Annotated in this window: 40 protein-coding genes and 1 pseudogene; 19 read left to right on the plus strand and 22 right to left on the minus strand. The window is 51.7% G+C overall.

Annotated elements, in window-relative coordinates:
- Positions 1-55: 55 nt before the first annotated feature.
- The 19 genes and pseudogenes from ACFX4U_RS04645 to ACFX4U_RS04735 form a co-directional block, all read right to left on the minus strand.
- The gene (locus ACFX4U_RS04645; protein WP_380218221.1) at positions 56-637 is read right to left on the minus strand and encodes a recombination protein NinG; all 582 of its coding nucleotides are present in this window, start codon (positions 635-637) and stop codon (positions 56-58) included.
- On the minus strand, positions 630-800 hold the full coding sequence (locus ACFX4U_RS04650) for a NinE family protein (protein WP_071908147.1): 171 nt from the start codon (positions 798-800) through the stop codon (positions 630-632). Before ACFX4U_RS04650 ends, ACFX4U_RS04645 begins: the two co-directional genes overlap by 8 nt.
- Entirely contained in the window at positions 800-1,255 is a 456-nt protein-coding gene (locus ACFX4U_RS04655; protein ID WP_380218219.1) for a YbcN family protein, read from the minus strand. Before ACFX4U_RS04655 ends, ACFX4U_RS04650 begins: the two co-directional genes overlap by 1 nt.
- Before the next feature lie 179 nt (positions 1,256-1,434).
- Positions 1,435-1,722 (minus strand): hypothetical protein, encoded by a 288-nt coding sequence (locus tag ACFX4U_RS04660; RefSeq protein WP_380218217.1) that lies wholly within the window; start codon positions 1,720-1,722, stop codon positions 1,435-1,437.
- Positions 1,722-1,979, minus strand: coding sequence for a DNA polymerase III subunit theta (locus ACFX4U_RS04665; protein WP_380218215.1), 258 nt, complete (start codon positions 1,977-1,979; stop codon positions 1,722-1,724). The genes ACFX4U_RS04660 and ACFX4U_RS04665 overlap by 1 nt, the downstream gene beginning before the upstream one ends.
- Positions 1,980-2,111: 132 nt before the next feature.
- Positions 2,112-2,396: a DUF4752 family protein gene (locus ACFX4U_RS04670; RefSeq protein WP_380218213.1), complete on the minus strand. Its 285-nt coding sequence runs from the start codon at positions 2,394-2,396 to the stop codon at positions 2,112-2,114.
- Between the two features lies 1 nt (position 2,397).
- On the minus strand, positions 2,398-2,868 hold the full coding sequence (locus ACFX4U_RS04675; protein ID WP_380218211.1) for a hypothetical protein: 471 nt from the start codon (positions 2,866-2,868) through the stop codon (positions 2,398-2,400).
- Positions 2,865-3,242, minus strand: coding sequence for an HNH endonuclease (locus ACFX4U_RS04680; RefSeq protein ID WP_380218209.1), 378 nt, complete (start codon positions 3,240-3,242; stop codon positions 2,865-2,867). The genes ACFX4U_RS04675 and ACFX4U_RS04680 overlap by 4 nt, the downstream gene beginning before the upstream one ends.
- A gap of 2 nt (positions 3,243-3,244) precedes the next feature.
- Complete coding sequence (locus ACFX4U_RS04685) at positions 3,245-3,760, minus strand: ead/Ea22-like family protein (protein ID WP_380218207.1); 516 nt, start codon at positions 3,758-3,760, stop codon at positions 3,245-3,247.
- Positions 3,757-4,239: a class I SAM-dependent methyltransferase gene (locus ACFX4U_RS04690; RefSeq protein WP_380218205.1), complete on the minus strand. Its 483-nt coding sequence runs from the start codon at positions 4,237-4,239 to the stop codon at positions 3,757-3,759. Before ACFX4U_RS04690 ends, ACFX4U_RS04685 begins: the two co-directional genes overlap by 4 nt.
- Positions 4,236-4,541, minus strand: coding sequence for a hypothetical protein (locus ACFX4U_RS04695; RefSeq protein ID WP_380218203.1), 306 nt, complete (start codon positions 4,539-4,541; stop codon positions 4,236-4,238). Before ACFX4U_RS04695 ends, ACFX4U_RS04690 begins: the two co-directional genes overlap by 4 nt.
- Positions 4,538-5,143 (minus strand): hypothetical protein, encoded by a 606-nt coding sequence (locus ACFX4U_RS04700; protein ID WP_380218201.1) that lies wholly within the window; start codon positions 5,141-5,143, stop codon positions 4,538-4,540. Before ACFX4U_RS04700 ends, ACFX4U_RS04695 begins: the two co-directional genes overlap by 4 nt.
- Entirely contained in the window at positions 5,140-5,442 is a 303-nt protein-coding gene (locus ACFX4U_RS04705) for a hypothetical protein (RefSeq protein WP_380218199.1), read from the minus strand. The genes ACFX4U_RS04700 and ACFX4U_RS04705 overlap by 4 nt, the downstream gene beginning before the upstream one ends.
- Positions 5,442-6,878: a DnaB-like helicase C-terminal domain-containing protein gene (locus ACFX4U_RS04710; protein WP_380218197.1), complete on the minus strand. Its 1,437-nt coding sequence runs from the start codon at positions 6,876-6,878 to the stop codon at positions 5,442-5,444. The genes ACFX4U_RS04705 and ACFX4U_RS04710 overlap by 1 nt, the downstream gene beginning before the upstream one ends.
- Positions 6,868-7,764 carry a DNA replication protein gene (locus ACFX4U_RS04715; RefSeq protein ID WP_380218195.1) on the minus strand — a complete coding sequence of 299 codons (897 nt, stop codon included), beginning with the start codon at positions 7,762-7,764 and terminating at the stop codon, positions 6,868-6,870. The genes ACFX4U_RS04710 and ACFX4U_RS04715 overlap by 11 nt, the downstream gene beginning before the upstream one ends.
- A complete protein-coding gene (locus tag ACFX4U_RS04720) occupies positions 7,757-7,903 on the minus strand; it encodes a hypothetical protein (RefSeq protein ID WP_380218336.1) in 147 nt (48 codons plus the stop codon). Before ACFX4U_RS04720 ends, ACFX4U_RS04715 begins: the two co-directional genes overlap by 8 nt.
- Positions 7,898-7,987, minus strand: a pseudogene (locus ACFX4U_RS04725) (replication protein); the annotation flags it as partial. The gene ACFX4U_RS04720 and the pseudogene ACFX4U_RS04725, both read right to left, overlap by 6 nt.
- A complete protein-coding gene (locus ACFX4U_RS04730) occupies positions 7,987-8,208 on the minus strand; it encodes a CII family transcriptional regulator (RefSeq protein WP_006622890.1) in 222 nt (73 codons plus the stop codon). The pseudogene ACFX4U_RS04725 and the gene ACFX4U_RS04730, both read right to left, overlap by 1 nt.
- Positions 8,209-8,248: 40 nt before the next feature.
- A complete protein-coding gene (locus ACFX4U_RS04735; RefSeq protein ID WP_380218193.1) occupies positions 8,249-8,482 on the minus strand; it encodes a transcriptional regulator in 234 nt (77 codons plus the stop codon).
- A gap of 38 nt (positions 8,483-8,520) precedes the next feature.
- Here ACFX4U_RS04735 and ACFX4U_RS04740 point away from each other — a divergent pair, with 38 nt between their 5' ends.
- From ACFX4U_RS04740 to ACFX4U_RS04830, 19 genes are all read left to right on the plus strand, one after another.
- Positions 8,521-9,291: an XRE family transcriptional regulator gene (locus ACFX4U_RS04740; RefSeq protein WP_380218191.1), complete on the plus strand. Its 771-nt coding sequence runs from the start codon at positions 8,521-8,523 to the stop codon at positions 9,289-9,291.
- A 12-nt stretch (positions 9,292-9,303) separates the two neighbouring features.
- A complete protein-coding gene (locus ACFX4U_RS04745) occupies positions 9,304-9,570 on the plus strand; it encodes a hypothetical protein (RefSeq protein WP_380218189.1) in 267 nt (88 codons plus the stop codon).
- Between the two features lie 328 nt (positions 9,571-9,898).
- A complete protein-coding gene (locus tag ACFX4U_RS04750; RefSeq protein WP_380218187.1) occupies positions 9,899-10,060 on the plus strand; it encodes a hypothetical protein in 162 nt (53 codons plus the stop codon).
- A gap of 445 nt (positions 10,061-10,505) precedes the next feature.
- A complete protein-coding gene (locus ACFX4U_RS04755; RefSeq protein WP_380220860.1) occupies positions 10,506-11,381 on the plus strand; it encodes a hypothetical protein in 876 nt (291 codons plus the stop codon).
- The gene (locus ACFX4U_RS04760) at positions 11,374-11,547 is read left to right on the plus strand and encodes a hypothetical protein (protein ID WP_380218633.1); all 174 of its coding nucleotides are present in this window, start codon (positions 11,374-11,376) and stop codon (positions 11,545-11,547) included. The genes ACFX4U_RS04755 and ACFX4U_RS04760 overlap by 8 nt, the downstream gene beginning before the upstream one ends.
- Positions 11,540-11,749 carry a cell division protein FtsZ gene (locus ACFX4U_RS04765; RefSeq protein ID WP_380218632.1) on the plus strand — a complete coding sequence of 70 codons (210 nt, stop codon included), beginning with the start codon at positions 11,540-11,542 and terminating at the stop codon, positions 11,747-11,749. Before ACFX4U_RS04760 ends, ACFX4U_RS04765 begins: the two co-directional genes overlap by 8 nt.
- 70 nt (positions 11,750-11,819) lie before the next feature.
- Positions 11,820-12,758: a hypothetical protein gene (locus ACFX4U_RS04770; RefSeq protein WP_380218631.1), complete on the plus strand. Its 939-nt coding sequence runs from the start codon at positions 11,820-11,822 to the stop codon at positions 12,756-12,758.
- A gap of 8 nt (positions 12,759-12,766) precedes the next feature.
- Positions 12,767-12,949, plus strand: a complete 183-nt coding sequence (locus tag ACFX4U_RS04775; RefSeq protein ID WP_380218630.1) for a hypothetical protein — start codon at positions 12,767-12,769, stop codon at positions 12,947-12,949.
- An 8-nt stretch (positions 12,950-12,957) separates the two neighbouring features.
- The gene (locus tag ACFX4U_RS04780; RefSeq protein ID WP_380218629.1) at positions 12,958-13,674 is read left to right on the plus strand and encodes a Rad52/Rad22 family DNA repair protein; all 717 of its coding nucleotides are present in this window, start codon (positions 12,958-12,960) and stop codon (positions 13,672-13,674) included.
- A 15-nt stretch (positions 13,675-13,689) separates the two neighbouring features.
- Positions 13,690-14,019: a hypothetical protein gene (locus ACFX4U_RS04785; protein WP_380218628.1), complete on the plus strand. Its 330-nt coding sequence runs from the start codon at positions 13,690-13,692 to the stop codon at positions 14,017-14,019.
- A 286-nt stretch (positions 14,020-14,305) separates the two neighbouring features.
- Positions 14,306-14,467, plus strand: a complete 162-nt coding sequence (locus tag ACFX4U_RS04790) for a hypothetical protein (RefSeq protein ID WP_380218627.1) — start codon at positions 14,306-14,308, stop codon at positions 14,465-14,467.
- The gene (locus ACFX4U_RS04795) at positions 14,467-16,542 is read left to right on the plus strand and encodes a Dam family site-specific DNA-(adenine-N6)-methyltransferase (protein ID WP_380218626.1); all 2,076 of its coding nucleotides are present in this window, start codon (positions 14,467-14,469) and stop codon (positions 16,540-16,542) included. Before ACFX4U_RS04790 ends, ACFX4U_RS04795 begins: the two co-directional genes overlap by 1 nt.
- 2 nt (positions 16,543-16,544) lie before the next feature.
- Positions 16,545-16,766: a hypothetical protein gene (locus tag ACFX4U_RS04800; protein ID WP_380218625.1), complete on the plus strand. Its 222-nt coding sequence runs from the start codon at positions 16,545-16,547 to the stop codon at positions 16,764-16,766.
- Entirely contained in the window at positions 16,763-16,963 is a 201-nt protein-coding gene (locus tag ACFX4U_RS04805; protein WP_380218624.1) for a Lar family restriction alleviation protein, read from the plus strand. Before ACFX4U_RS04800 ends, ACFX4U_RS04805 begins: the two co-directional genes overlap by 4 nt.
- Positions 16,960-17,145 carry a hypothetical protein gene (locus tag ACFX4U_RS04810; RefSeq protein WP_380218623.1) on the plus strand — a complete coding sequence of 62 codons (186 nt, stop codon included), beginning with the start codon at positions 16,960-16,962 and terminating at the stop codon, positions 17,143-17,145. The genes ACFX4U_RS04805 and ACFX4U_RS04810 overlap by 4 nt, the downstream gene beginning before the upstream one ends.
- Entirely contained in the window at positions 17,145-17,366 is a 222-nt protein-coding gene (locus ACFX4U_RS04815) for a TraR/DksA family transcriptional regulator (protein ID WP_380218636.1), read from the plus strand. The genes ACFX4U_RS04810 and ACFX4U_RS04815 overlap by 1 nt, the downstream gene beginning before the upstream one ends.
- On the plus strand, positions 17,366-17,641 hold the full coding sequence (locus tag ACFX4U_RS04820) for a hypothetical protein (protein WP_380218622.1): 276 nt from the start codon (positions 17,366-17,368) through the stop codon (positions 17,639-17,641). The genes ACFX4U_RS04815 and ACFX4U_RS04820 overlap by 1 nt, the downstream gene beginning before the upstream one ends.
- A 117-nt stretch (positions 17,642-17,758) precedes the next feature.
- Positions 17,759-18,007: an excisionase family protein gene (locus ACFX4U_RS04825; protein ID WP_002462823.1), complete on the plus strand. Its 249-nt coding sequence runs from the start codon at positions 17,759-17,761 to the stop codon at positions 18,005-18,007.
- 31 nt (positions 18,008-18,038) lie between these two features.
- Complete coding sequence (locus ACFX4U_RS04830) at positions 18,039-19,322, plus strand: Arm DNA-binding domain-containing protein (protein WP_380218621.1); 1,284 nt, start codon at positions 18,039-18,041, stop codon at positions 19,320-19,322.
- 26 nt (positions 19,323-19,348) lie between these two features.
- Here the strand turns inward: ACFX4U_RS04830 and ACFX4U_RS04835 are convergent, their stop codons facing one another.
- From ACFX4U_RS04835 to ACFX4U_RS04845, 3 genes are all read right to left on the minus strand, one after another.
- The gene (locus ACFX4U_RS04835; protein ID WP_380218620.1) at positions 19,349-19,795 is read right to left on the minus strand and encodes a YcgN family cysteine cluster protein; all 447 of its coding nucleotides are present in this window, start codon (positions 19,793-19,795) and stop codon (positions 19,349-19,351) included.
- 92 nt (positions 19,796-19,887) lie between these two features.
- Entirely contained in the window at positions 19,888-20,547 is a 660-nt protein-coding gene (locus ACFX4U_RS04840) for a fumarylacetoacetate hydrolase family protein (protein WP_313507657.1), read from the minus strand.
- Positions 20,548-20,693: 146 nt separating this feature from the next.
- Positions 20,694-20,969 (minus strand): YcgL domain-containing protein, encoded by a 276-nt coding sequence (locus tag ACFX4U_RS04845; protein ID WP_086874110.1) that lies wholly within the window; start codon positions 20,967-20,969, stop codon positions 20,694-20,696.
- Positions 20,970-20,979 lie beyond the last annotated feature (10 nt).

Below are 20,979 nucleotides of genomic sequence, written 5' to 3' on the forward strand. Positions count from 1 at the left end.
GGCATGTTCGCCCGCGCTACGCTTTCAATCTGGTACCGGATGAAGGGATCGTCGTTCACGCTGCCTCCCGTTTTTTGAGCAAAGCCCGACGCAAGGCGCTGTAATGCCGCCTGATGGATTCAAGCTCTTCCAGGGTGAAACGGTGTGGCTTGTTGTTGTTCTCCAGCGCCTCGACGCGCTCAGAGCCGATTTTCTCTACCAAAGCGATCCGGTACGGGATTGCATTGCTGGAAAGCTCGTCATTACAGCGATGGCATTGTTTGTGGATATTGTCTTCGCTGTAGCGAAGATGAGAGGCTGCGCCCCGCGATCTGAAGTGCCCTGCTTCCCACTGAACGGTGACATACGTCCCGCAGCTTATGCATGGCAGATCATGGTCACGCTCTCGAATGTAGTCATTGACCACTCGCTGGGTCAGATCTTCCCAGTGCTTGAGGGGCTTAACTGCCGCCTTGCGCTTGCGCCATGCTGCCCGCTCCTTTTTCGCTTTTTCCTGGCGCTGTTTCTCTTTTTTCTTCTCCAGCTCAAGAAGCGCGAATTCCGCCCCATGCTCAGGGCAGCACCAGCGGTGGTTCTCAAACTGGGGAGTGAATTTCACGCGGCATATTTTGCAACGGCGCTGAGTAGGCTTATGCATGCTGCCTCCTTGCCGCCAGGCGCAGCCATTTCTGATCGACCAGGTTAGCCGTGTACCCTTTCAGGGTCGGGATTTCGGATGGCTTTAACTCTGGTTTGCGTTTCCGGCGCGCAGGCATGCGGAATATGCCGCGCTCAATGACTTTGGCGAGAGGGCTATGCATCATGCCTCCTGCATATCGCGCAGTTGCTGGTATTCGCAGCTTTGCGGGATTGTCAGGTGGCAACCGATGTTCATCGCCCAGCCTTCGACTTTGCAGAGGAAGATATACATCTCGCCGGTTTCGAGATCGGAGGTGTGGCGTAGGGATTGAACGGTGGTCACTTCTCCGGTGATCACATCAACTCGGTCTTTGCTTTCATAGCCGAGATAGGTGTGCTTCATCGCGTCTTTCACCCATTCAGAGGTGGCGAAGGTCTTGCCGCGTGCGATGAGGTATTCGCTGATTTCGGTGTACCACATGTGGCTCAGCGCGTTTTGAGACAGGCTGCGCTTCTCGCGCCACGGCTTAACCTGAAGGCGGAAGCATTGCCCGTCATCAAGCAGTGGCTGAATCTGCTGCCCTATGGCGGCGAAGTTGCCACGGTGGAGTTTGATGCCGTCTGCTGGCAGGTTCATACGGCCCCCTTAACGGAAACCGCAGAATGCAGAAAATCGCAGGTGCATTTCTGCATCTGTGACAAGGTGAAGAGTTCAGATTGTGGTCGCATTTAATGTCCCCATCAAATGCGCAAAGGTGCTGCCGGGGCTCAATCCGACGGCATTGATATTATGGGTGGTTGATTTTTGAAAATCAATTATTCAAAGGTGACCTTTAATTTGAACAGGTAAAGATAATGATCAACGTTTTCGAGCAATCTGGCTTTACCTTTTACATTTCCAGCTGCATCTTCCGCACAGTTTATTGCTGCTGTTAATTTCTCATCAACATAGTCACTGAGTTGGTGGCGCAACTGAGAATGAATGTATTTCGCTTTCTCTAAAGGGATTTTAGCATTTTTTTTAGTAGTGGCATTTGCCGCAGCCAGAATCGCCCTCTGGATATCATCGAATTGTTGCTGTGTAATTTTATTGGTAGGTTGCATTATTTTTTCTCGTTCTGTGCAGACATCTCAATATAACGTGGGTCTGAAGACTTAGGTAGGGTAAGACTTAGTTCACGATAATGGCGCAAACGTTCAAGAAAGTAATCACGCAAATGCTCGGGCTGATCACGCATCACCACCTCGGCGATTACCGGCATGTTAAGCCGCTCTTTGTAAGCGACTCCGCTAGCTGCCAGATCAACGTTAACCTTATCGCGTTCTTCCTGGCTTTTTGCTGCAATGTTCCACTCAGACATAAAAAATCCCCTCGATATTTTGAGGGGAATTATACATCATCGCTGCTGTTTGAGTTTGCTCACCATGGCAGCCACCCAAGCTCATTGAGCGCGCCAGCGGCCAGCAGCATGAACATCACGGCGTCGAATTGGTTAGGCATCGCGCACCGCCTTAGGTCTGTAAACCTGTATCACCAGACCACTTTCAGTTTTTGCGGTCAGTGTATGACCTGGCTCAAGACTGGCAATGTTGAACGCTTTATAAAAAGAATCCATCGCCAGCGCCTTGTCGTCCTTTCGATTCCACCAACGGCAGCCTTTCCGTATCGCAATGCCGACAATCCATTGACCTGATTTGAACGCCATGTAAACCCAGATGAGCGATAACTGCGCCAGCATTATCCAGTCGATGACGCCGTAGTTTTTGAATGCATCCACCTCACACCTCCTGCTCAGGCGCTGCCGGTACTGCGGCGAGCATGTGCGCCCAAACTAAACGTCTCGTCTGACGCATTGCACAATCAGCATCATCCCAGGCATGGTGCTGGCATCCTGATTTGTGTAGCATCATCGCTTCAGTCGGCTCAACCGGAACAAGCTTCCACCCATCAGGCACCGTAGCCGCCGTTACAGGTTCGGCTTGCATGGCGGCGCGGTGAGATTCCAGAAGATGCCCAGCTCGCATCATCATCTTTCTATGCTTGTAAGGCGCAGGCTCATCGACAGTCATCTCGTAAGCAATCATTGCATTGACCATTTCCTGCAATGCGCTACGCCACTCGTCAACCACCGGCGCGCTGTCCATTCCCGCCAGCAGCATGCGTGCCATAATTGCAAACTCACTGCCCTGATTAACAGTCGTGTCGCTTACGATTTCTTCCAGTCGCTCCCGGCTCAGTTGTGCTGTCATACGGCCTCCTGCTGCTGATATTTTTCGAACCAGAACACAACTGGCGCGTTAGTTGGTTTAACTAGGCCGAATGATTCGGCCGTGCGGTAACTTCTTGATGCCCGTCGAGTCACGTCAACCTGGGTAGCGATGCGACTACGGAAGTCTTCAACGGTGCTGCACATTTTGAACAGGTTGCAGGGTATGCATGCTGGAACCATATTGCTGATGGTGTCATTTTCTGGCCTGTCCATTGCGTAGCCGTTACTGATATTTCTTCGCACTGCTTCAACGTGATCGGCATGCCATTTATCACCCAGCTCGCAGCCACAATAGGCGCAGCATCCACCAAATTTCATGCGTAGCTCGGCGCGTTGCTTTTTAGTGAGTGCCATACCTACTCCCCCACTTCCAGTTTGATGCCAGCTGCGGCAAGAGCTTCACTGATGGCCTGTTCATGCCGTACAGCCGAGAAGTTATAACCGCAATCGAAGTTGTCACGGCAGTGTTCGGCACCCCACAGGTCATAGCAATCGTCCATGCCGTCATCAGGCCACTTAACGCTCACCGTCCGCGCTTCCAGTTCGGCGATGCGCTGTTGCAGACTTCCGATATTCAGCAGCAAATCCTGGTTTTGTGCGTCACGCTCGTCGACGTACTTTTCCAGCATTTCGATCCGCTTCTTGTCGGCGTCACGCTCTGCCAGCAGGGCGAGGATATTTTCAGGATTAGCGACCGAAATAAAAATTGCGTCGCGCTTCTCAACAGCCCGCGCAAGCACTTGCTCTTTTGTAAATGAGAATGGGCCAACGCAAATGCCATTGAATTCAGTTGATGTTCTACGCCAGCTACCCTTGGTGGCGCTCTCAGCTGCTTCTCGCAACTCAAGCGCCATCTCGTCGTTGTTAGTCATGCTGCACCGCCTTTCACAAAAATTACCCAATGAGTTTTGTCGGCTTTGCCTGTGCGCTGCCAGATAGCTGGCTTCTCATCAGTCAGGGCCAGAATCTGGCTAACTGGTATCTGCGTTTCGTTCCATTTGAAAACGAGGACACCGTGTGGCCGCAGCACGCGGAACGCCTCTTTAAAACCGGCACGCAGGTCGTCGCGCCATGTGTCTTTGTTCAGGCGCCCGTATTTTTTACCCATCCAGGCGTTATCACCGACTCGCTCAAGGTGTGGCGGATCGAACACAACAACAGGGAAAGAATCGGCAGCGAACGGCAGCGCGCGGAAGTCGGCAATTACATCCGGGCTGATAACGAGGCTGCGCCCGTCGCAAAGCGTGTGCTGCTCAGCGCGGATATCGCTGAAAACAGCGCGGTCGTCCTGTTTATCGAACCAGAACATGCGACTGCCGCAGCACATATCGAGAATTGAAAGTTCGCTCATGACTGCGCTCCTTCTCCTGCGTTGCCTTTCACCGCCTTTAGGTTGGCTGAAAATGTCGGCGCCGATTCCATTTCAACTGCACAGGTGCCACAGCTTTTGCCATCAATAAATATTTCGATATCAAGCGGCCATTCAGATTCCCATCCATCATGCTCAGACCAATAGTCATCGGCTGCCACCCGTGCCAGGCGCTCAACCTCCCATTCATCTGGGTTACTTGAGACAACCAGCGAACCAAGTGAATAAGCATCTTCAGGAAACTCGACACCGGTATCGCAAACTGTGTATTGAACATGTCTCACGATTGCACCCCCTTCACCTGCTCAGACTGGCGGGCGATAGCTGCGGCTTCGGGTGATGGTGCTGACTGGCATAAAGCCGGCGGCGTAATACCATTAACCTGATCACCTTCTGTCACAAGGCGAATCAGCATTGCCAGCAGCTGGATAATCTCGCCTTCAACGTCCTGCCACGTCATTCGGTTTTCTGCGTAGTGCACATCAGCCTGCACAACCTCACCGGCTTCCTCTGCGACTTTAAGCAGCACGTAATTTGGTTGCGGGAATTTACGCATTGCTTTGTCTGCTGATGCGCGGGCTTTAGTTACCAACCCGCCAAAATAATCATCTGCCACCCCTTCTGCGCGCAGGGAGGCGAGGATGCCGTCGGTGGCGGGGGTATCGATTCCATCAAACTCATCAAAAACAACATCTAGCACCGCATTTTGTGCCTGCATGTCTGATACGGCCATATATCCGTGACCACCGCCGATAAGGCTGCTACGGATATCTTCCAGGGATTTCCGGAATAACTTCAGTGTCGTATTCTCAGCCACCACAGCATCGCGTTCAGCAGCCAACTGCTTAACCTGCGCCTCTAACTCTTCGTATGTTGGTTTGCTCATGTCCGTGAACTCCCGAAAATTTTGTGAATGTAATAGCCCTGCCAGTTACGGCGGCACTCTTCGAAAACAGTGTTGGTACCGGAACGACTCACAGGTTTATCTTCATCATCCTGAAGAGCCGGCACATAGAAGTGAGTGCGCCACACCCGGCGATCGAGAACGATCTCACCGTTCTGTCGCATCTTGTGCGAAGCGCCGTTAATGACTGAACGCTTGAGCCCATACGCATCTGCTACCAACTCGCAAGTGAAAAATCCGTATTGCTCCATGTACCGCTCAATTGCTTCTCTGCCTGTCATCAGAATCCACCTTTCTTATTTGCTGGCTTCTCATCCCGGCTGCGCGCGGTCATGCGGGCCGCATTCTGATCGCAGTCATAAATCGCGCCATTGATTTGATTGCAGTAAACGGTGCCGGTATTGCCGTGGCGGTTCAGTTTCAGGATCAGTTCTGTCTCCCCCGCAGGCACTGATTCGTCGAAAGCTCCTTCGCGGTGTACGCCGACCCAATAATCGCAGTCCTGTTCTATCTGCCCGGTATCGCGTGAATCGCTCGGTAACGGTCGTTTATTGCTTCGGTCTTCCAGCTTCCTGTTAAGCTGAGTAAGCAGCACTACGACGCAGCTAAGCTCTTTAGCGAGGTTCTTCAGTCCCTTGGTGATCATCCCGTAGGCCAGGTCGTTACGATCAGCTTTCTCGGCGGTCATTAGCGTCAGGTAGTCGACCAGTACCATTCCAACCACCCCGCGCTCGCGTTTGATACGGCGGCACTCCGTTATGATTTGCGCCAGTGAGAGACCGGGAGTGTCGTCGATGTAGAGCATGTCGATTTCACGGAGGCGATTGGCTGTGTCGATAGCGCGCTTGAAGTCGCTGTCATAGTCGCCCTGATAGGTATCGTCGGCGTCATCTGTTGCTGGCATGTAGAAAATGCTGGGGTTAACGCCGGATTTCTGCCCTACCAGCTTCTCCAGAATCTGATCGCCGGGCATTTCCAGGCTGAACAGCAACGCTGGCTTTTTCTCGCGGATCGCACAGTTGAGAGCCATCTGACCGTAAAGCGTGGTTTTACCCATCTTCGGGCGAGCGCCGATGACGAACAGGGAACCTTTGACGAGGCCTTTTGGCGCCAGCATCCGATCCAGTGACGGAATGCCTGAGCTGAGTCCGCGCTGCTCGCCTGACGGGTCGAAGCGTTTTTCCAGATCTGATACCCAACTATCCATAACGTCAGCGAAGGAGCGAAGCCCACGGCGGCTGCCAGTTTTTGAGTGATCAGCAAGCTGGGTGAAAATTGCCTGAATGGCCTCATACTTCTGCGTTACGTTCATGCCGTTGCGGGCATAGAGCAATTCAGTAGCTTCGGTCATGCGCTGAATGCCGTAGCGCTCCATTGCAGCTTCACGAACAGACATGGCATAGGCCACAATGTTTGCTGCGCTCGGTGTGTTCTTGGCGATTTCAGACAGGTAAGCGAAGCCGCCGATCTGCGCTGTCAGCCCTTTGCTTTCCAGAACGTCGAAAAGAGTCAGGCCATCTACCGGTTTGCTGTCGCGGAACATCTCGCGCATTTCAGCAAACAGCACCTGGTGAGCGCGGAGGTAGAACGATTCCGGCTTCAGGATGGAAAGCACCTTCTGCACGCGCTCGCTGCTGTCGTCGTCCAGCAGGAGACCACCGATTACGCTCTGCTCTGCTTCGAGGTTGTGAGGTACGGTCATGATTTCAGAGATCATCACAGGCCCCCTCGCGCGTCTTCACGTAAACGTCAACGTTCAGGAAGTATTCGAGAGCCTTGCGGCGCCATGTGCGACCGGTGCGATTGTCAGGGCGGTTTTCCAGCATCCAGCGGCAGTTGGTAGCGATGTAGTTCAGATATGCTTCCCAGTCAGTCAGGGTGAATCCTGCGCCGCCGAGATGGCGGTTTGCAGCTCCGGCTTTTTTCCAGAAGGTGCGGATAAGATTGCGACGCTTGTCAGTCAGAACCCGTATGCCCTGAGCTTCAGGCAGTACACGGTGATAAACCTCAACCACCTGCTCGCAGCTGATTGACGATTTTTTCTGTGCAGGAATAAATTCTGCTGATGCACTCTCTCTTACGTTAGTAAGAGAGTTATTAATAACTTCTTTATCTGTGGTAATTTGCTGGTAATCTTCTGGTACACTCTTGGCTACAGGCTTCGCCACATCTGGCTTTGCGATGGTAATCTTCTGGTAATCTTCTGGTACAGAATTTGACTGATAATCGTCATATTTCACGATGGTAAAAACAGAGAATTTACCGTGTGAAATCCAACTCACCATGCCCAGCTTCTGAAACTTTCTGAGCAGGTACTGAACACGATCTGCTTTCAGTCCGGTCTCAAATGCCAGGGCATTTCGACCACTGAGCAACTGCCCACGGTTAACCAGCATTTCGCCGATATCAGTGAGAACTGACTCAGGAGCGTGCTTGGCTTTAAGGATGAGATGCACCCACAGGTGTGATGCCTCCGCGTCCTTGTAGAACGGGACGTCCATGATTTTACGGTGCAGCAAGGCAAACCCCTTACCGCTGCTTTGTTGCGGTTTCTGGAGCCTTCTGGCCTCTCTGGCTTCGGCTAAGTTAGATACGTTACCCACGGCCAGCCTCCTTGCGTTTGATTTCTTCCAGGATGGCGCGCATCTTCTCTGCCACAATCGGATTAACCGATCGGATAAAGCGGTCGCGGGTAATGTTTTTATGTACAGCGGTATGGCAATGGTGTGATTTTTTTGCCATTATTCCTCCTGCAACTACTGTGGTTTTTGCACCTGAAAGTCGGCACTGTTCGCGCAGTCCGGCTTTCGCCTTTTTAATTCCCATCACGCTTCAAAATCCCCCTTCGTTTCTTCCCTGAGTGACATCAGGATCGCCAGCAAAAGCGACATGTTCGGAAGCAAGTTTTCCCGCCAGCGAGTCACCGTCGATTTGTTGACGCCAGCTACGTTTGCGATTTTGGTAGTACCCAGTTCTGCAATCTGGCTGTGTAACCAGCTCTCTATCCTCCGGGCCTCCAGTTTGTTGCGTGTTGTTAAGGTTTCCATTTGCGATACTTCCTCGGGTGGTAAAGGTTATGGCCGCCGGTCAGGCGGCTGTGTTGTCGATAGGACCAGGAAACAGCGTTGGAAGGTCAGGCCGGATTTGATGCGCCTTAATCTCCCCGCCCGTGGCGTTGACGATGCTGTTCACATGCTCCGGAGATACTTTCGCTTTGTTGTGCAGCCACTTGTAAACCGCCTGCTGCGAAACCTCGCAGGCTTCGCCAAGTTTCTTTTGAGAACCAACGATGCTAATGGCGGTTTTAATGGTTGGGTTCATAACAACCTCCGTAGTGAATATGGAAGGAGAATAAAACTATGGTTGTATTTAGTCAACAACCATTTTCGTTTGATGGAATAAAACCACGGTTGTACATTGCGGATATGAAAACGACATTAGCTGAACGATTAAAAGAAGCCCGGAAAATGCGAGGCCTTACGCAAAAGGCTCTCGGCGATTTGATTGGGGTAAGCCAAGCCGCTATACAGAAGATCGAAACGGGTAAAGCAAATCAGACAACCAAACTCGTTGAACTGGCTAATGCCCTCAAGGTGAAACCAGAATGGTTAAGCTCCGGAGAGGGTTCGATTCTCCTTCCGGGGCAGAACGAGGCCATTCCTCCCGCTAATGAATGGGGTAGCGTTGAGCCATGGGATAATACAACCCCGCTGCCCGATGATGAGGTAGAAGTGCCATTTCTAAAGGATATTGAGCTGGCCTGTGGCGACGGAACATTTCCGCGCGATGATTACAATGGCTTTAAACTTCGCTTCTCTAAGTCCACCCTTCGCAGGGTAGGAGCGCATCGTGAAAGCGTTCTTTGCTTCCCGGCACATGGCAATAGTATGGAGCCTGTCATACCGGAAGGAACGACTGTTGCCATTAACACCGATGACAAGAAAATCGTTGATGGCAAAATTTATGCAATCAGCCAGGATGGATGGAACCGGTTAAAAATTCTTTATCGAATCGGACCTAATAAATTAAGTATTCGCAGTTTTAATCAACTTGAGCACCCTGACGAAGAGGCAGATCTGGATAGCGTTCAGGTAATTGGCAGGATGTTTTGGACCTCTACCATCTGGTAAATAAGGAATGTTATGAGCAAAAAATATAATGAAGCAGAACTACTTAGCGTTACAGCTGAGCAGTTTATGAATTTACTTGATCCGCTGGTAAAGCAGCATGCAAATGGTTTGTTTTGCAATTCATGTGGAAATAACTCTTTTACACACCCATCTCTGGTAAGAGCTTCGCTAACAAGCAACAGTTCGGCTGCAATTGATTATTACACTATTACCTGCAACCGCTGCGGAGAAGTGAAGTTTTATAACGCGCAGCTTATCGCCGGTTCAATCATCAAGTAACAACAAACATTGAAAAAAAACCTCGCTCCGGCGGGGTTTTTTATTGTCCGAATTCCCCCGCTTTAAACTTTTTGATAAATAAATTCCTTTTCATTACAACCAAATAAAACAAATACAACCTTAAATACAACTATTGTTGTTGACTGAAAAACAACTATGGTTTTAAATGAGCCCATCGAAACGAAACATCGTCTCGGTCAGTCGAACGGCGCGACAGTAAACCATGCGTCGGACCATAGGCGGGCTCAGGAAGAGCGGCAATTATGGAAAAGCGTTTACCAGCAGCTCTTTGCGAGGGGCTGACGGTAAATCAAACAGAGAGGTGTTTATGGCAGAAACAAAAGAGGTTCTTTTGGCAGCCGCTGAGGTTGCAGAAAAAGTTGAAGAAATTATCGTCGCCTACGGATTGTCAGGTCAGGAAGGCGCTGTCATTGAAGCATTAAAGGCGGCATACGAAAACAGCCGCCCTTCAGGATTCACAATTACCTAGCACCGACTTTTTGAGCAATTTGCTCAACCAGGTGAACTTCCTTTGCATTTATTGCGCTAATTGCACATCCGCATGATGCGCATTGAACAAAGTAAATAACATGCCCACTCCCCTTTACTTGAGTGCCGGTGGCTAGTTCAAAGCTTGAACCATCGCATTTTGGACATCTAGTTGTCATTGCCATTTGATATTTCCTTATTTTCTCTGTGGAAATACCAGTCTACGATTTTCCTTTGTCTGTGGAAAGCAAGGAAACCACGCGCCGGGCGTGGATAAATATCCCGGCAATCCTAAGTCGCCAAGCGCGGCTTTTTTCATACCTCAGTCGCTTCAACGAGGCGGCTTAGTTATGACAAACACAGGCGCCCATCCAGCGCCTTTTTTTTGCGCAAAGGTTAATAGCTCCGCTGGCCAAATGGCAGCGTTATCAAAAAAAGGTAAAGCAATGGAAAACTCAAACAGCAATAAAGTACTGGTTTTGCGCACCTGCGCTGCTGATATGTCCGCATATGGTGGCTTCGTCTGGCCTAAATCTGGCTTCGTAGAAGCTCCGGACTGGAAGCCGCAAGCTGAATGCGGAAATGGTCTTCATGGCTTGCTGTGGGGTCAGGGTTCGGCTGGTTATTTAAGTGATGCGGCAGATGCTAACTGGATGGTTTGCGAAGTTGAGAAAGATACGATTGTAGATTTGGAAGATAAGGTCAAATTTCCAAATTGCGAAGTCGTGTTCTGCGGCGAAAAAGAAGGTGCCATAGGTTACCTGATGGAAAACGGCGGTCGTGGATATGCGATCGTTTACAGCACCCTGACCGGTGGCGATGACAGCACCCTGACCGGTGGCGATGGCAGCACCCTGACCGGTGGCAATCGCAGCACCCTGACCGGTGGCGATGACAGCACCCTGACCGGTGGCTATGGCAGCACCCTGACCGGTGGCTATGGCAGCACCCTGACCGGTGGCGATGACAGCACCCTGACCGGTGGCAATCGCAGCACCCTGACCGGTGGCTATGGCAGCACCCTGACCGGTGGCGATGACAGCACCCTGACCGGTGGCAATCGCAGCACCCTGACCGGTGGCAATCGCAGCACCCTGACCGGTGGCAATCGCAGCACCCTGACCGGTGGCTATGGCAGCACCCTGACCGGTGGCTATGGCAGCACCCTGACCGGTGGCGAAAATGCAACGCTGATCGTGAAACGCTGGAACGGTAAACGATACAAAATGCACATCGCTTACGTGGGAGAGGATGGAATCAAAGAAGGTGTGAAGTATCGCTTGAACGACGATGACGAGTTTGTCGAGGTTGAAGATGAATAACCCCATCGTCACTCACAAAGGCAAGCAGTACACAGTACGCAAGCTTGCTGATGGTCATCACTGGCGCCTGTCGGAGGTTGACCGCCCACGCAACAGCTTTCCCCTGAATCGCGAACAGATGATATTGGCCGGATTTCTTCACATCGTGGAGGAAGCCCATGTTTAACCACTACGGCACCACCCCACTGATCCGCCAGTGTCTAAAGCCTGGCATGCTGGCGATGGTTGACGGTCGCACCTACCGCATTTCTGCGGTCATTCAGGAGCGTCGCTGGGTTTACCTGCACACTGACGCCGAAATCCTCCGGCTTAGCGACTGCGTTATCGACGTTCTGCTCGACGGCCGCGGCGAACCGCTGATCCACTGATTACCCATTTTCAAGCTATCTGGCTGGCCTCACGCAGCCGGCAGCGCACAACCATTTTTCAGGAGATGCCATGAGCGAAGTAACGGATTTAGTCGTCATCAAAAAGCATAACGCGATGGCAGTGTTTACCACAAAGGAGCAGCTCGACCCGCTGATTGAAGCGATCGAGAAAGAGGCGCGCAGTCTGGTGCCGGATGTTTCCACCAAAAAAGGGCGTGATGCCATCGCATCAATGGCGCATAAGGTGGCCCGGTCAAAAACCTATATCGACAACGCTGGCAAAGACCTCGTTGCTGAACTCAAGGCTCTGCCGAAGCAGATCGACGAAAGCCGCCGCATTGTTCGAGAGCGTCTCGACGCGCTGAAGGATGAGGTGCGCAAACCTCTGACCGACTGGGAAGCGGAACAGGAGCGCAAAAAGGCGGAAGAGGAAGCAAGGATTAAGGCCGAGGAAGATCGCAAACAGTTCGAAGCAGACCACGAAATGGCTCTGCTGATGAATAAGGATTTTGACCGTGAGCGGGAAGAACAACGCCGCCAGGCAGAACAGGCTCAACGTGAACGCGACGAGCAGTTGAAACGTGAAGCGGCAGAACAAGCGCGCCGTGATGCCGAAGCGAAACACCGCGCAGAACTTGAAGCGGCAGCGCGCCGGGAAGCTGAAGAGAAAGCCCGCGCCGAAGCTGCTGAACGGAAGCGCATTGAAGAGGTGCAACGCATACAGCGTGAAGCTGAAGCAGAACGTCAGCGTGCAGAGCAAGAAAAGCAGGAAGCTATTGCAGCCGAGCGCCGCCGCCAGCAAGAAGTAGAAGATGCCCGCCTGACTGAACAGAAACGTATCGCAGATGAAACAGCGAAACGCGAAGCCGACGTTAAGCATCGCAAAACTGTCGGTACCGAAATCGTTAACGCCCTTCTGGCGAATACCTCCATCACCCGCGAACAGGCCATCGAAGTGCTGACGGCGCTGAAAGATGGCCTGGTGCCACGCGCAAAAATTCATTACTGAGGTGAAACATGATCCCAGTTGATTTAGCTAAGACACCTGAACTAAGCCGCATTAAGCGCAAGTATCACGTTATTGAGGCTTTGTACTGGCGTAAGGATGGAAACAAAAGCATGAAGCGCCATTGCATGAGCATGGCTCGCAGTGAGCGCATCAATAAATGTGATTTTCTCGGCGATGAATTGCCGTTCTGAGGTGATAGATGGAATTAGATAGATTGGATGACCCGTTCACCACTGATGATATTGAATGGCGCATACAGCAGGCAGGAAAAAACAATAACGGCATTTGGGCCAAAGTTCTGGCATACGTTACAAACCGGGCGATCATGAAGCGCCTGGATGATGTGTGCGGCAAGGCTGGATGGCGGAATGAATACCGAGACATCCCAAACAATGGTGGTGTTGAGTGCGGAATATCCATAAAGGTTGATGGAGAGTGGATCACCAAATGGGATGCAGCTGAACAAACGCAGGTTGAGGCAGTAAAAGGCGGCCGATCTGGTGCTATGAAGCGCGCCGCTGTTCAGTGGGGCATAGGTCGCTACCTTTACAATCTGGAGGAAGGATTTGCAACCGTCTCGCCAGATCGTAAGCCTGGGTTTATCTATGCCCGGTCAAAAGATGTTGGTGCCTTCTACTGGCTCCCTCCTTCCCTGCCTTCCTGGGCGCTGCCAAAGTCAGAAGAACCAAACGCTACCAATCAGAGTAATAAACATGCGGGCTTAAGCACAGAAGAAGCGGACGCCATCCTTTCCGAGTTCAGCAACTACGCAAGCAGTGAGAACAATGCTGAAGCCCTTACGGAGAAATATAAGTCCACGTGGGAGAAGTTGGCTGGATTTGATGACCACCAATCCAGATGTGTAGACGTTACCAGCATCCGCAGAAAAGAGCTTAAACAGTCCCAGCCTGAATAACCCACCGGAGCCATTATGATGACACCCGAGCAGATCCTTGCTGCTTTACGGCGGGATAGTCGTACGCATATCACTTCGATGTGGAGATGGATGAATGACACATCTGGCGTCGCGTCTGGCTCCGCTATAACCAATCACACACTCAACGAGTTCGAACCTTATTACGCCGGGTGGGCTAAAGCGCTTGAGTTCACTCAAACCATCATCCACCCGAATTCAATCGAGCAATTAAAGAACTACCTCGATAAAGAGCCGTGGGGTACGCAGCGGCTTGGTGGCTGTATTTACAGACTAAAAAGCGGATGCGATATCAGGCCAACTACCGGAGGTGGTCATGCGATCTGAACGCTGGCAGTCATTCGAAAACCTGTTCCTCCATGACGTCTGCGAAAAGATGCCGCTTTCAGAGATAGCCAGGAAGCTTGATCGCTCAGAGGCGGCAATAACCCGGCAGGCATCCCGCATCGGCGCGCGACTCCCATCAAGGATGATGGGCAGACCGTGGACAAAAGCAGAACTCTTCCTGTTCGGTCGCTTCAGTGTTGAAGAAATAGCAACTGCGACTGGACGCTCCATCCACTCAGTTCGCAGTAAGCGAAACGCTCTTTGCAGAGCATCCGGAGGTTCAATTATGCCTGTATGGTCTCCCGAAGAACTGGCGCTACTGTGGCGTCACAACAACGCCAAAGTAGCAGAGCTAACCGGTCGCAGCATTGAGGAAGTAGCAGCGCGCCGGTTGCAGGCCAACTACGAGCGCAACAACTGGCATGAATTCGACCCGGAGCGTGACTGATGAGATACGGATCCGTTTGCAGTGGCATTGAAGCCGCCACCGTTGCATGGGAGCCATTGGGCTGGAAAGCTGCGTGGTTCGCAGAGATAGAAAAATTCCCGGCTGCGGTGCTGGCTGCGCGCTGGCCTGATGTAGCGAACCTGGGCGACATGACCAAAATCGCCGCGGCGGTTCGCGCAGGAACAGTTGAAGCACCGGAAATTCTTGTTGGCGGAACGCCATGCCAGGCATTCAGCATTGCAGGTTTACGCAACGGGCTCGACGACGCGCGCGGGCAATTAACCCTTTCCTATGTGGAGCTGGCAGATGCCATCGATGACAAGCGCCGCGAAGCCGGTGAAGAAGAAGCCATTATCGTCTGGGAAAACGTCCCCGGCGTGCTCAGCAGCAAAGACAACGCCTTCGGCTGCTTTCTTGCTGGGCTTGCCGGAGAAGATAGCGAACTCATCTCGACAGGGGGAAAATGGTCGAACGCTGGTTGTGTGTTTGGACCATCGCGCATTGTCGCCTGGCGAGTGCTCGACGCTCAATTTTTCGGAGTGGCCCAACGACGCAAGCGTGTGTTCGTTGTCGCAAGTGCTCGAAGTGGATTCGATCCCGCAAAAGTACTTTTTGAGTTCGAAGGCGTGCGCCGGGATACTCCGCCGTGCAGAGAACCGCAATCGGCAGTTGCCGCCCTTACTGCGCGAGGCGTTGGAACGTGTGGCGCGGATGACAACCAGGCACAAGCCGGGCATCTGATTGCATTTGGCGGCGGAAATACCAGCGGAAATATCGATGTTGCCGCATGCCTCACTGCGAAAGGCCAACGTACCGACTTTGATGTCGAAACATTCGCGGTGCATGGAACGCAGGATCCTGATGTTAATAGCGAACTGGCTCATACATTAGGGCGCAATCATGGACAGGAAAATGCCTGCATCGCCTTCAGCTATAAGGATCATGGCGCTGATGCCACAGTTGATTTATCGCCAACCATCCGCGCCGGCAACCACGAGGCAAGCCACGCTAACAGCGGCCAGCCTCCGGAAGTCGCAAATGCATTATCTGTTCGCCGGCTAACACCGCGCGAATGTGAACGCCTTCAGGGATTCCCTGACGATCACACACTCATTGCGTGGCGCGGCAAAGATGCTACCGATTGCCCGGATGGCCCACGTTATAAAGCAATAGGGAACAGCATGGCGGTACCAGTCATGCGCTGGATTGGCGAACGCATTGCTTCCGCTATCCCGAAAGAGGAATCGGCTCCGCGAACATGGCAGCGCCCGTTTCTCAAATGGGCTGGCGGTAAATTCTCTCTGCTTTCGGAATTGGATCGGCATATCCCGGCTGGCAACCGTCTGATTGAGCCATTTGTCGGCGGGGGATCAGTGTTTCTCAACTCTGATAAGCATGAACAATTTCTTCTGGCAGATGTTAATCCGGACCTGATCAACCTGTACACCATGCTCGACGTCGACCATATCCGCGTCCTGTCGTTTGCGCAGGAATTGTTTAAGCGTGCAGCAAATGAAGATGCCTACATGGAACTCCGGGAAGAGTTTAACAGCCAGCGTCTCAGCGCACCCGAGAGAGCTGCTGCATTTCTGTACCTGAACCGACACTGCTTTAACGGGTTGATTCGCTATAACCGCAGCAATCAGCTCAACGTTGGTTACGGGAGTTATGCGTCGCCCCACTTCCCAGCCGAAGAGGTAAAGGCATTCAAATCCCGTTCTCATAAATGCGTGTTCATGGCTGCCAGTTACAGGCAGACGCTATCACTGGCCGGTGCTGATGATGTCGTTTACTGCGATCCGCCTTACGAACCGCTGCCCGGAACTGATGGCTTCACCAGTTATGCAGCAGGCGGTTTTTCATGGGCTGATCAGGTTGCTCTTGCTGAATGCTGCGTAGCAGCCCATCAACGCGGAGCGAAAGTGGTGATCAGTAATTCATCGGCACCGAAGGTCATTGAGCTTTACGAACAGCAAGGTATGAAAATTCATCACATCAGAGCGCGGCGTTCAATGTCCAGTAAGTCAGGTACCCGCGAAGCCGCTTCCGACATCATAGCCACCCTGGGAGTTTAACCATGACACCCGAAGAGAAAGAAAACATCCTTCGCGCGCAGGGCCGTAAATGCGTGGACGAAATCCGCCAGGCAATGAAAGCCCGGCCTAAGCCGAAATGGAATGACGCGGTGCCGCCGATCCTCAAAAAGCACCACAAAAAAATAGAGCCTATGGGCGTCAGCCTTGTGGCATTCGTTATCAGCATAGGCCGGATGACCGGCTGGTATGGAGTGGAATCGTGAAAGAGCAAATCAAACCATGCCCGTTTTGTGGCAGCAAAGAATGTGAGGCGTTTTCTCAGGATGAAGATGACTGCCCATTTCAGTCAGCAATTGTTCGCTGTTTCAACTGCGATGCGCAATCAGCACAAATGGTAGGACAAAACAAAATAAGCCGCGCTATTGCAGCATGGAATAAACGACCGGAAGGCGGTGCATGATGAAAGATTTATTGCTTATCACCTTCTGCGTGGCAGTTGGATTTCAAGCTTTTGTCGCTGCCATGTCTTTTGTCTTATGGCAAAACGCATACCGAGTTATGGGGCATGGCTACATCATTCGGCTCACTATTTTTATGGTGGCCTTGTCCTGGATCATCTACTTCATTCCACGGGGTGCATGATGCCTTCAGAAATCATCGACCAGGCCAACGAGCTTGTAGAGCAGAACATCAACAATGCCATTCAGGCGCACCGTATCAACCGTAACGCGGTATCTGCGGAGCATTGCGAAGAGTGCGGCGAGGATATCCCGCAGGCGCGGCGTGTTGCCGTTCCCGGCTGCCAGACGTGCGCTGAGTGCCAGGGCATTATCGAACTGAAGAATAAGCAGAGGGGATTGTGATGCGAATAGAAGAATTACCAAAACTTCCAAAGCTGTATCGCGTCATTGAAGTAGACCTTGACGTTTTACGCAATGGGATCGGAAGTGGCGGCGGAGTGATATTCGATATTGATCGGTTGGTCAAACGGAAGGTGCGCCGCGTTCTGCATGCGGGTGGATGGAAGTGGCAATTGGTTCGCGAATATCACGGATGGCAAGCGCAGTACGACTACTGTTTTGAGCAGGACCGCGAATGCCTTGAACACCTTAACTACGACCTTGGCTTATTGAAATGACGCAACTTACAGGCGATTCACTGAGTCGCCTGTTGGGTGCTGAGCACCGATAAGACCTATCTATCATCCCTTGATGTTTGCCGCCTGCGGGCGGCTTCTTTTTGCCTGGAGTAAACCATGAGTGAAGTGATCCAACTGGTACCGAATAAATGGGTATCGGAAGAAGTGCTGATGGCGATTACTGGCCTGACCAAAAACGCTATCAAGTCCGCGCGAGAAAAGTCGTGGATGGAAGGACGTGAGTACCGTCATTACTCTGGTGACTGCCAGCCCAAGGACAACTCCCCTATCCTCTACAACCGCCATGAAGTCGATAACTGGGTAGAACGTCAGCGCCCGGCGATCCCTCGTCAAAAATCTGCTTAAATAGCCCCTCTTTCATAACAGAGGAAGAAGCATGTCAAAATATCCGACCGGGGTAGAAAACCACGGGGGCAAGCTACGCCTGTGGTTTATTTACCAGGGGAACCGAGTTCGTGAAAACCTGGGCGTCCCAGATACACCAAAGAACAGAAAAATGGCCGGCGAGTTACGGACATCTATCTGCTATGCAATCAAGACTGGGGCATTCAACTATGCCGAACAGTTTCCGCAGTCACCAAACCTTGGACGCTTCGGGCATCTTCGCCCCGGCGTCACAGTTGGCGAACTGGCGGAACGGTGGCTTGAGCTAAAAAGGATGGAGATCACCCTTAACTCTTTCAGGCGTTATGTTTCATACATTAAAATTTGTGTGGAAATCATCGGCCAGGAACGGATGGTAACCAGCATAAGCAATGAAGCTGTCCTGCAGGTTAGAAGGGAATTGCTTACTGGTTTTCAGATATGCGGAAAGTATCAGAAAAACAGATCTGCAAAGAAAGGCAGGACGGTACGCACGGTGAATGTTTATCTTAATTGCCTTGGCGGGATGTTTAAGTTCGCAAAGCAGAATGGCTATATCGAGCGAAACCCTTTCGACGGAATTGAACCGTTAAGAAAGAGTAAGGCAGAGCCTGATCCTCTTACCCGCGATGAATATCACCGCCTTCTTAATGCCTGTCCCTCAGAGCAGATCATGAATTTGTGGATACTCGCGATCAACACCGGGTTGCGTCACGGTGAAATATGCGCGCTGGCATGGGAAGATATCGACATGAAGAAAGGGACTATCACTGTCAGTCGTAACATAGCCATAAAGGGGCACTTCACACCGCCGAAAACGGAATGCGGCAACAGGGAGATTATTCTTACAGAAGCAGCCATGCAGGCGCTGAAAAGCCAGATGGCATATACGAGAATGGGAAAACAGCATCATATAGATGTGCATTTGAGGGAGTTTGGCAGGACAAGAACCGATGTCTGCACGTTTGTTTTTGTTCCGCGTCTTACAGCAAGGAACGGTAAAGGTGGCGAGTGGTATGCGCCTGGATCATTTGGCGCGACATGGAACGAACTTCTCAGGCGTTCTGGCATCAGGCATCGCCGGGCGTATGAGTCACGACATACATACGCTTGCTGGGCATTAAGCGCTGGTGCAAATCCAAACTTCATTGCTACGCAGATGGGGCATACATCAGCGCAGATGGTTTACAACGTTTATGGAAAATGGATGACCGACAATAACAGCAATCAAATGGATATTCTGAACGCTAACTTTGGAGGTTTTGCCCCACAGATGCCCCAGGCACAAAATCAGTAGTCAAAATTTCCTTTCATATCAACGCTTCACTCTGCCCACTCTGGTTTGTTAAGAATATGCTCCTGCCAGTCGCGAACTTCTGATTCTTTCACCGCAATGTGGCGTACCGAAATACGCTCCGCATGCATGGCGGCTTTTGAGCCTGTGCGCAGCGGGTGCCACAGTGGCAATGCTTTTCCTTCCGCCAGCAGACGATAAGCACAGCTTGGCGGCAGCCATTCAAACGTGGGGAGATTTTCACGGGTCAGCTTGATGCAGTCCGGCTCATACTCGAAGCGGCGTTCATAGTTGCGGCACTGGCAGGTTTTAATGTTTAGCTGACGGCAGGCAACGTTGGTGAAATAGATTTCATCAGTGTCTTCATCCATCAACTTATGCAGGCAACACTGTCCGCAGCCGTCACACAGCGACTCCCACTCCGCGTCCGTCATTTGGTCGAGGGCTTTGCTTTGCCAGAAAGGAGTGTCGCTCATGATGAAATCCGCCGTTGAAATCCAGGGTGCACCTTATAACCAGTCTGGCATGCGGATGCAAGTTTTGCCGCCAGGAAAGGCGGCAAATTGCTTTAAAGTACGCGGGTCGTTAACGCAAGCCCGTCAAAACTGACTTCCAGCTCATCGCCACTGTTCAACGGCCCTACCCCTTCTGGCGTGCCGGTCAGAATGACATCGCCGGCTTTTAAGGTGAAGAAGCGGCTCATATAAGCAATCAGCGGAATAATTTTATGGATCATATCCGCCGTAGTGCCCTGCTGGCGCATTTCGCCGTTGATTTTCAGCCCAAGCGTGGTGTTTTGCGGATCGCTCTGGAATTCCGCCGCCGGGATAAACCCAGAGATCGGGCAGGAATTATCAAACCCTTTCGCTTTTTCCCATGGCTGCCCGGCTTTTTTCATTTTGCCTTGCAGATCGCGCAGCGTCAGATCGAGCGCGACACCATAACCGGCAATGGCTTTTTTCACATGCTCTTCCGTCGCCTGACGCAGCGTTGCGCCAATCAGCACCGCCAGCTCAACTTCATGGTGAACCGAACCAAAATCCTGCGGCAGCGCCAGCGGCTGGCGAATATCACACAGTGCAGTTTCAGGTTTGATAAACAGTACCGGCTCTTCCGGGGTAGCGCTCCCCATCTCTTTAATATGTTTCGCATAGTTGCTGCCAACGCAAACCACTTTACTCACCGGGAAATCCAGCAGAGCGCCCTGCCAGTTATGATGTTGATACATGGTGTACGACCTCCGGTAACACATTGAACATGAGCGAAAAATGACTATCCGCGCCACCCGACGGTTTGTCAAATGCCAATATGTTACGGCGATACAATAGCCATAAATAAGAAACGGCGGAGCGTTTCGCCGTTATTGCAGCAGGATTATTCTTTACCCTGGTCGGCGAGATGCTGCTTCAATAAATTTTCTTGCGGCGGAGGAAGTTGCAAATAATAGCCCTGCGAAATTAACGCCTCTTTTACTTTTTCTAAATCTGCACCGACTAATTTTTTACGGCCATCAAGCGGCAAAATCATTGCCAGTTGCGGCTGACCGAAACTTTGCATTAATGCTTCCGGCACGCGGGAAAAATCGTCTCTTTTTTCGACGTACAGATAAGTCTGATCGCGTCGGGCACTTCGGTAGATCACACAAAACATACTTTTACTC

The organism is Kosakonia sp. YIM B13588, from assembly GCF_042788165.1.
GTDB lineage: Bacteria > Pseudomonadota > Gammaproteobacteria > Enterobacterales > Enterobacteriaceae > Kosakonia > Kosakonia sacchari.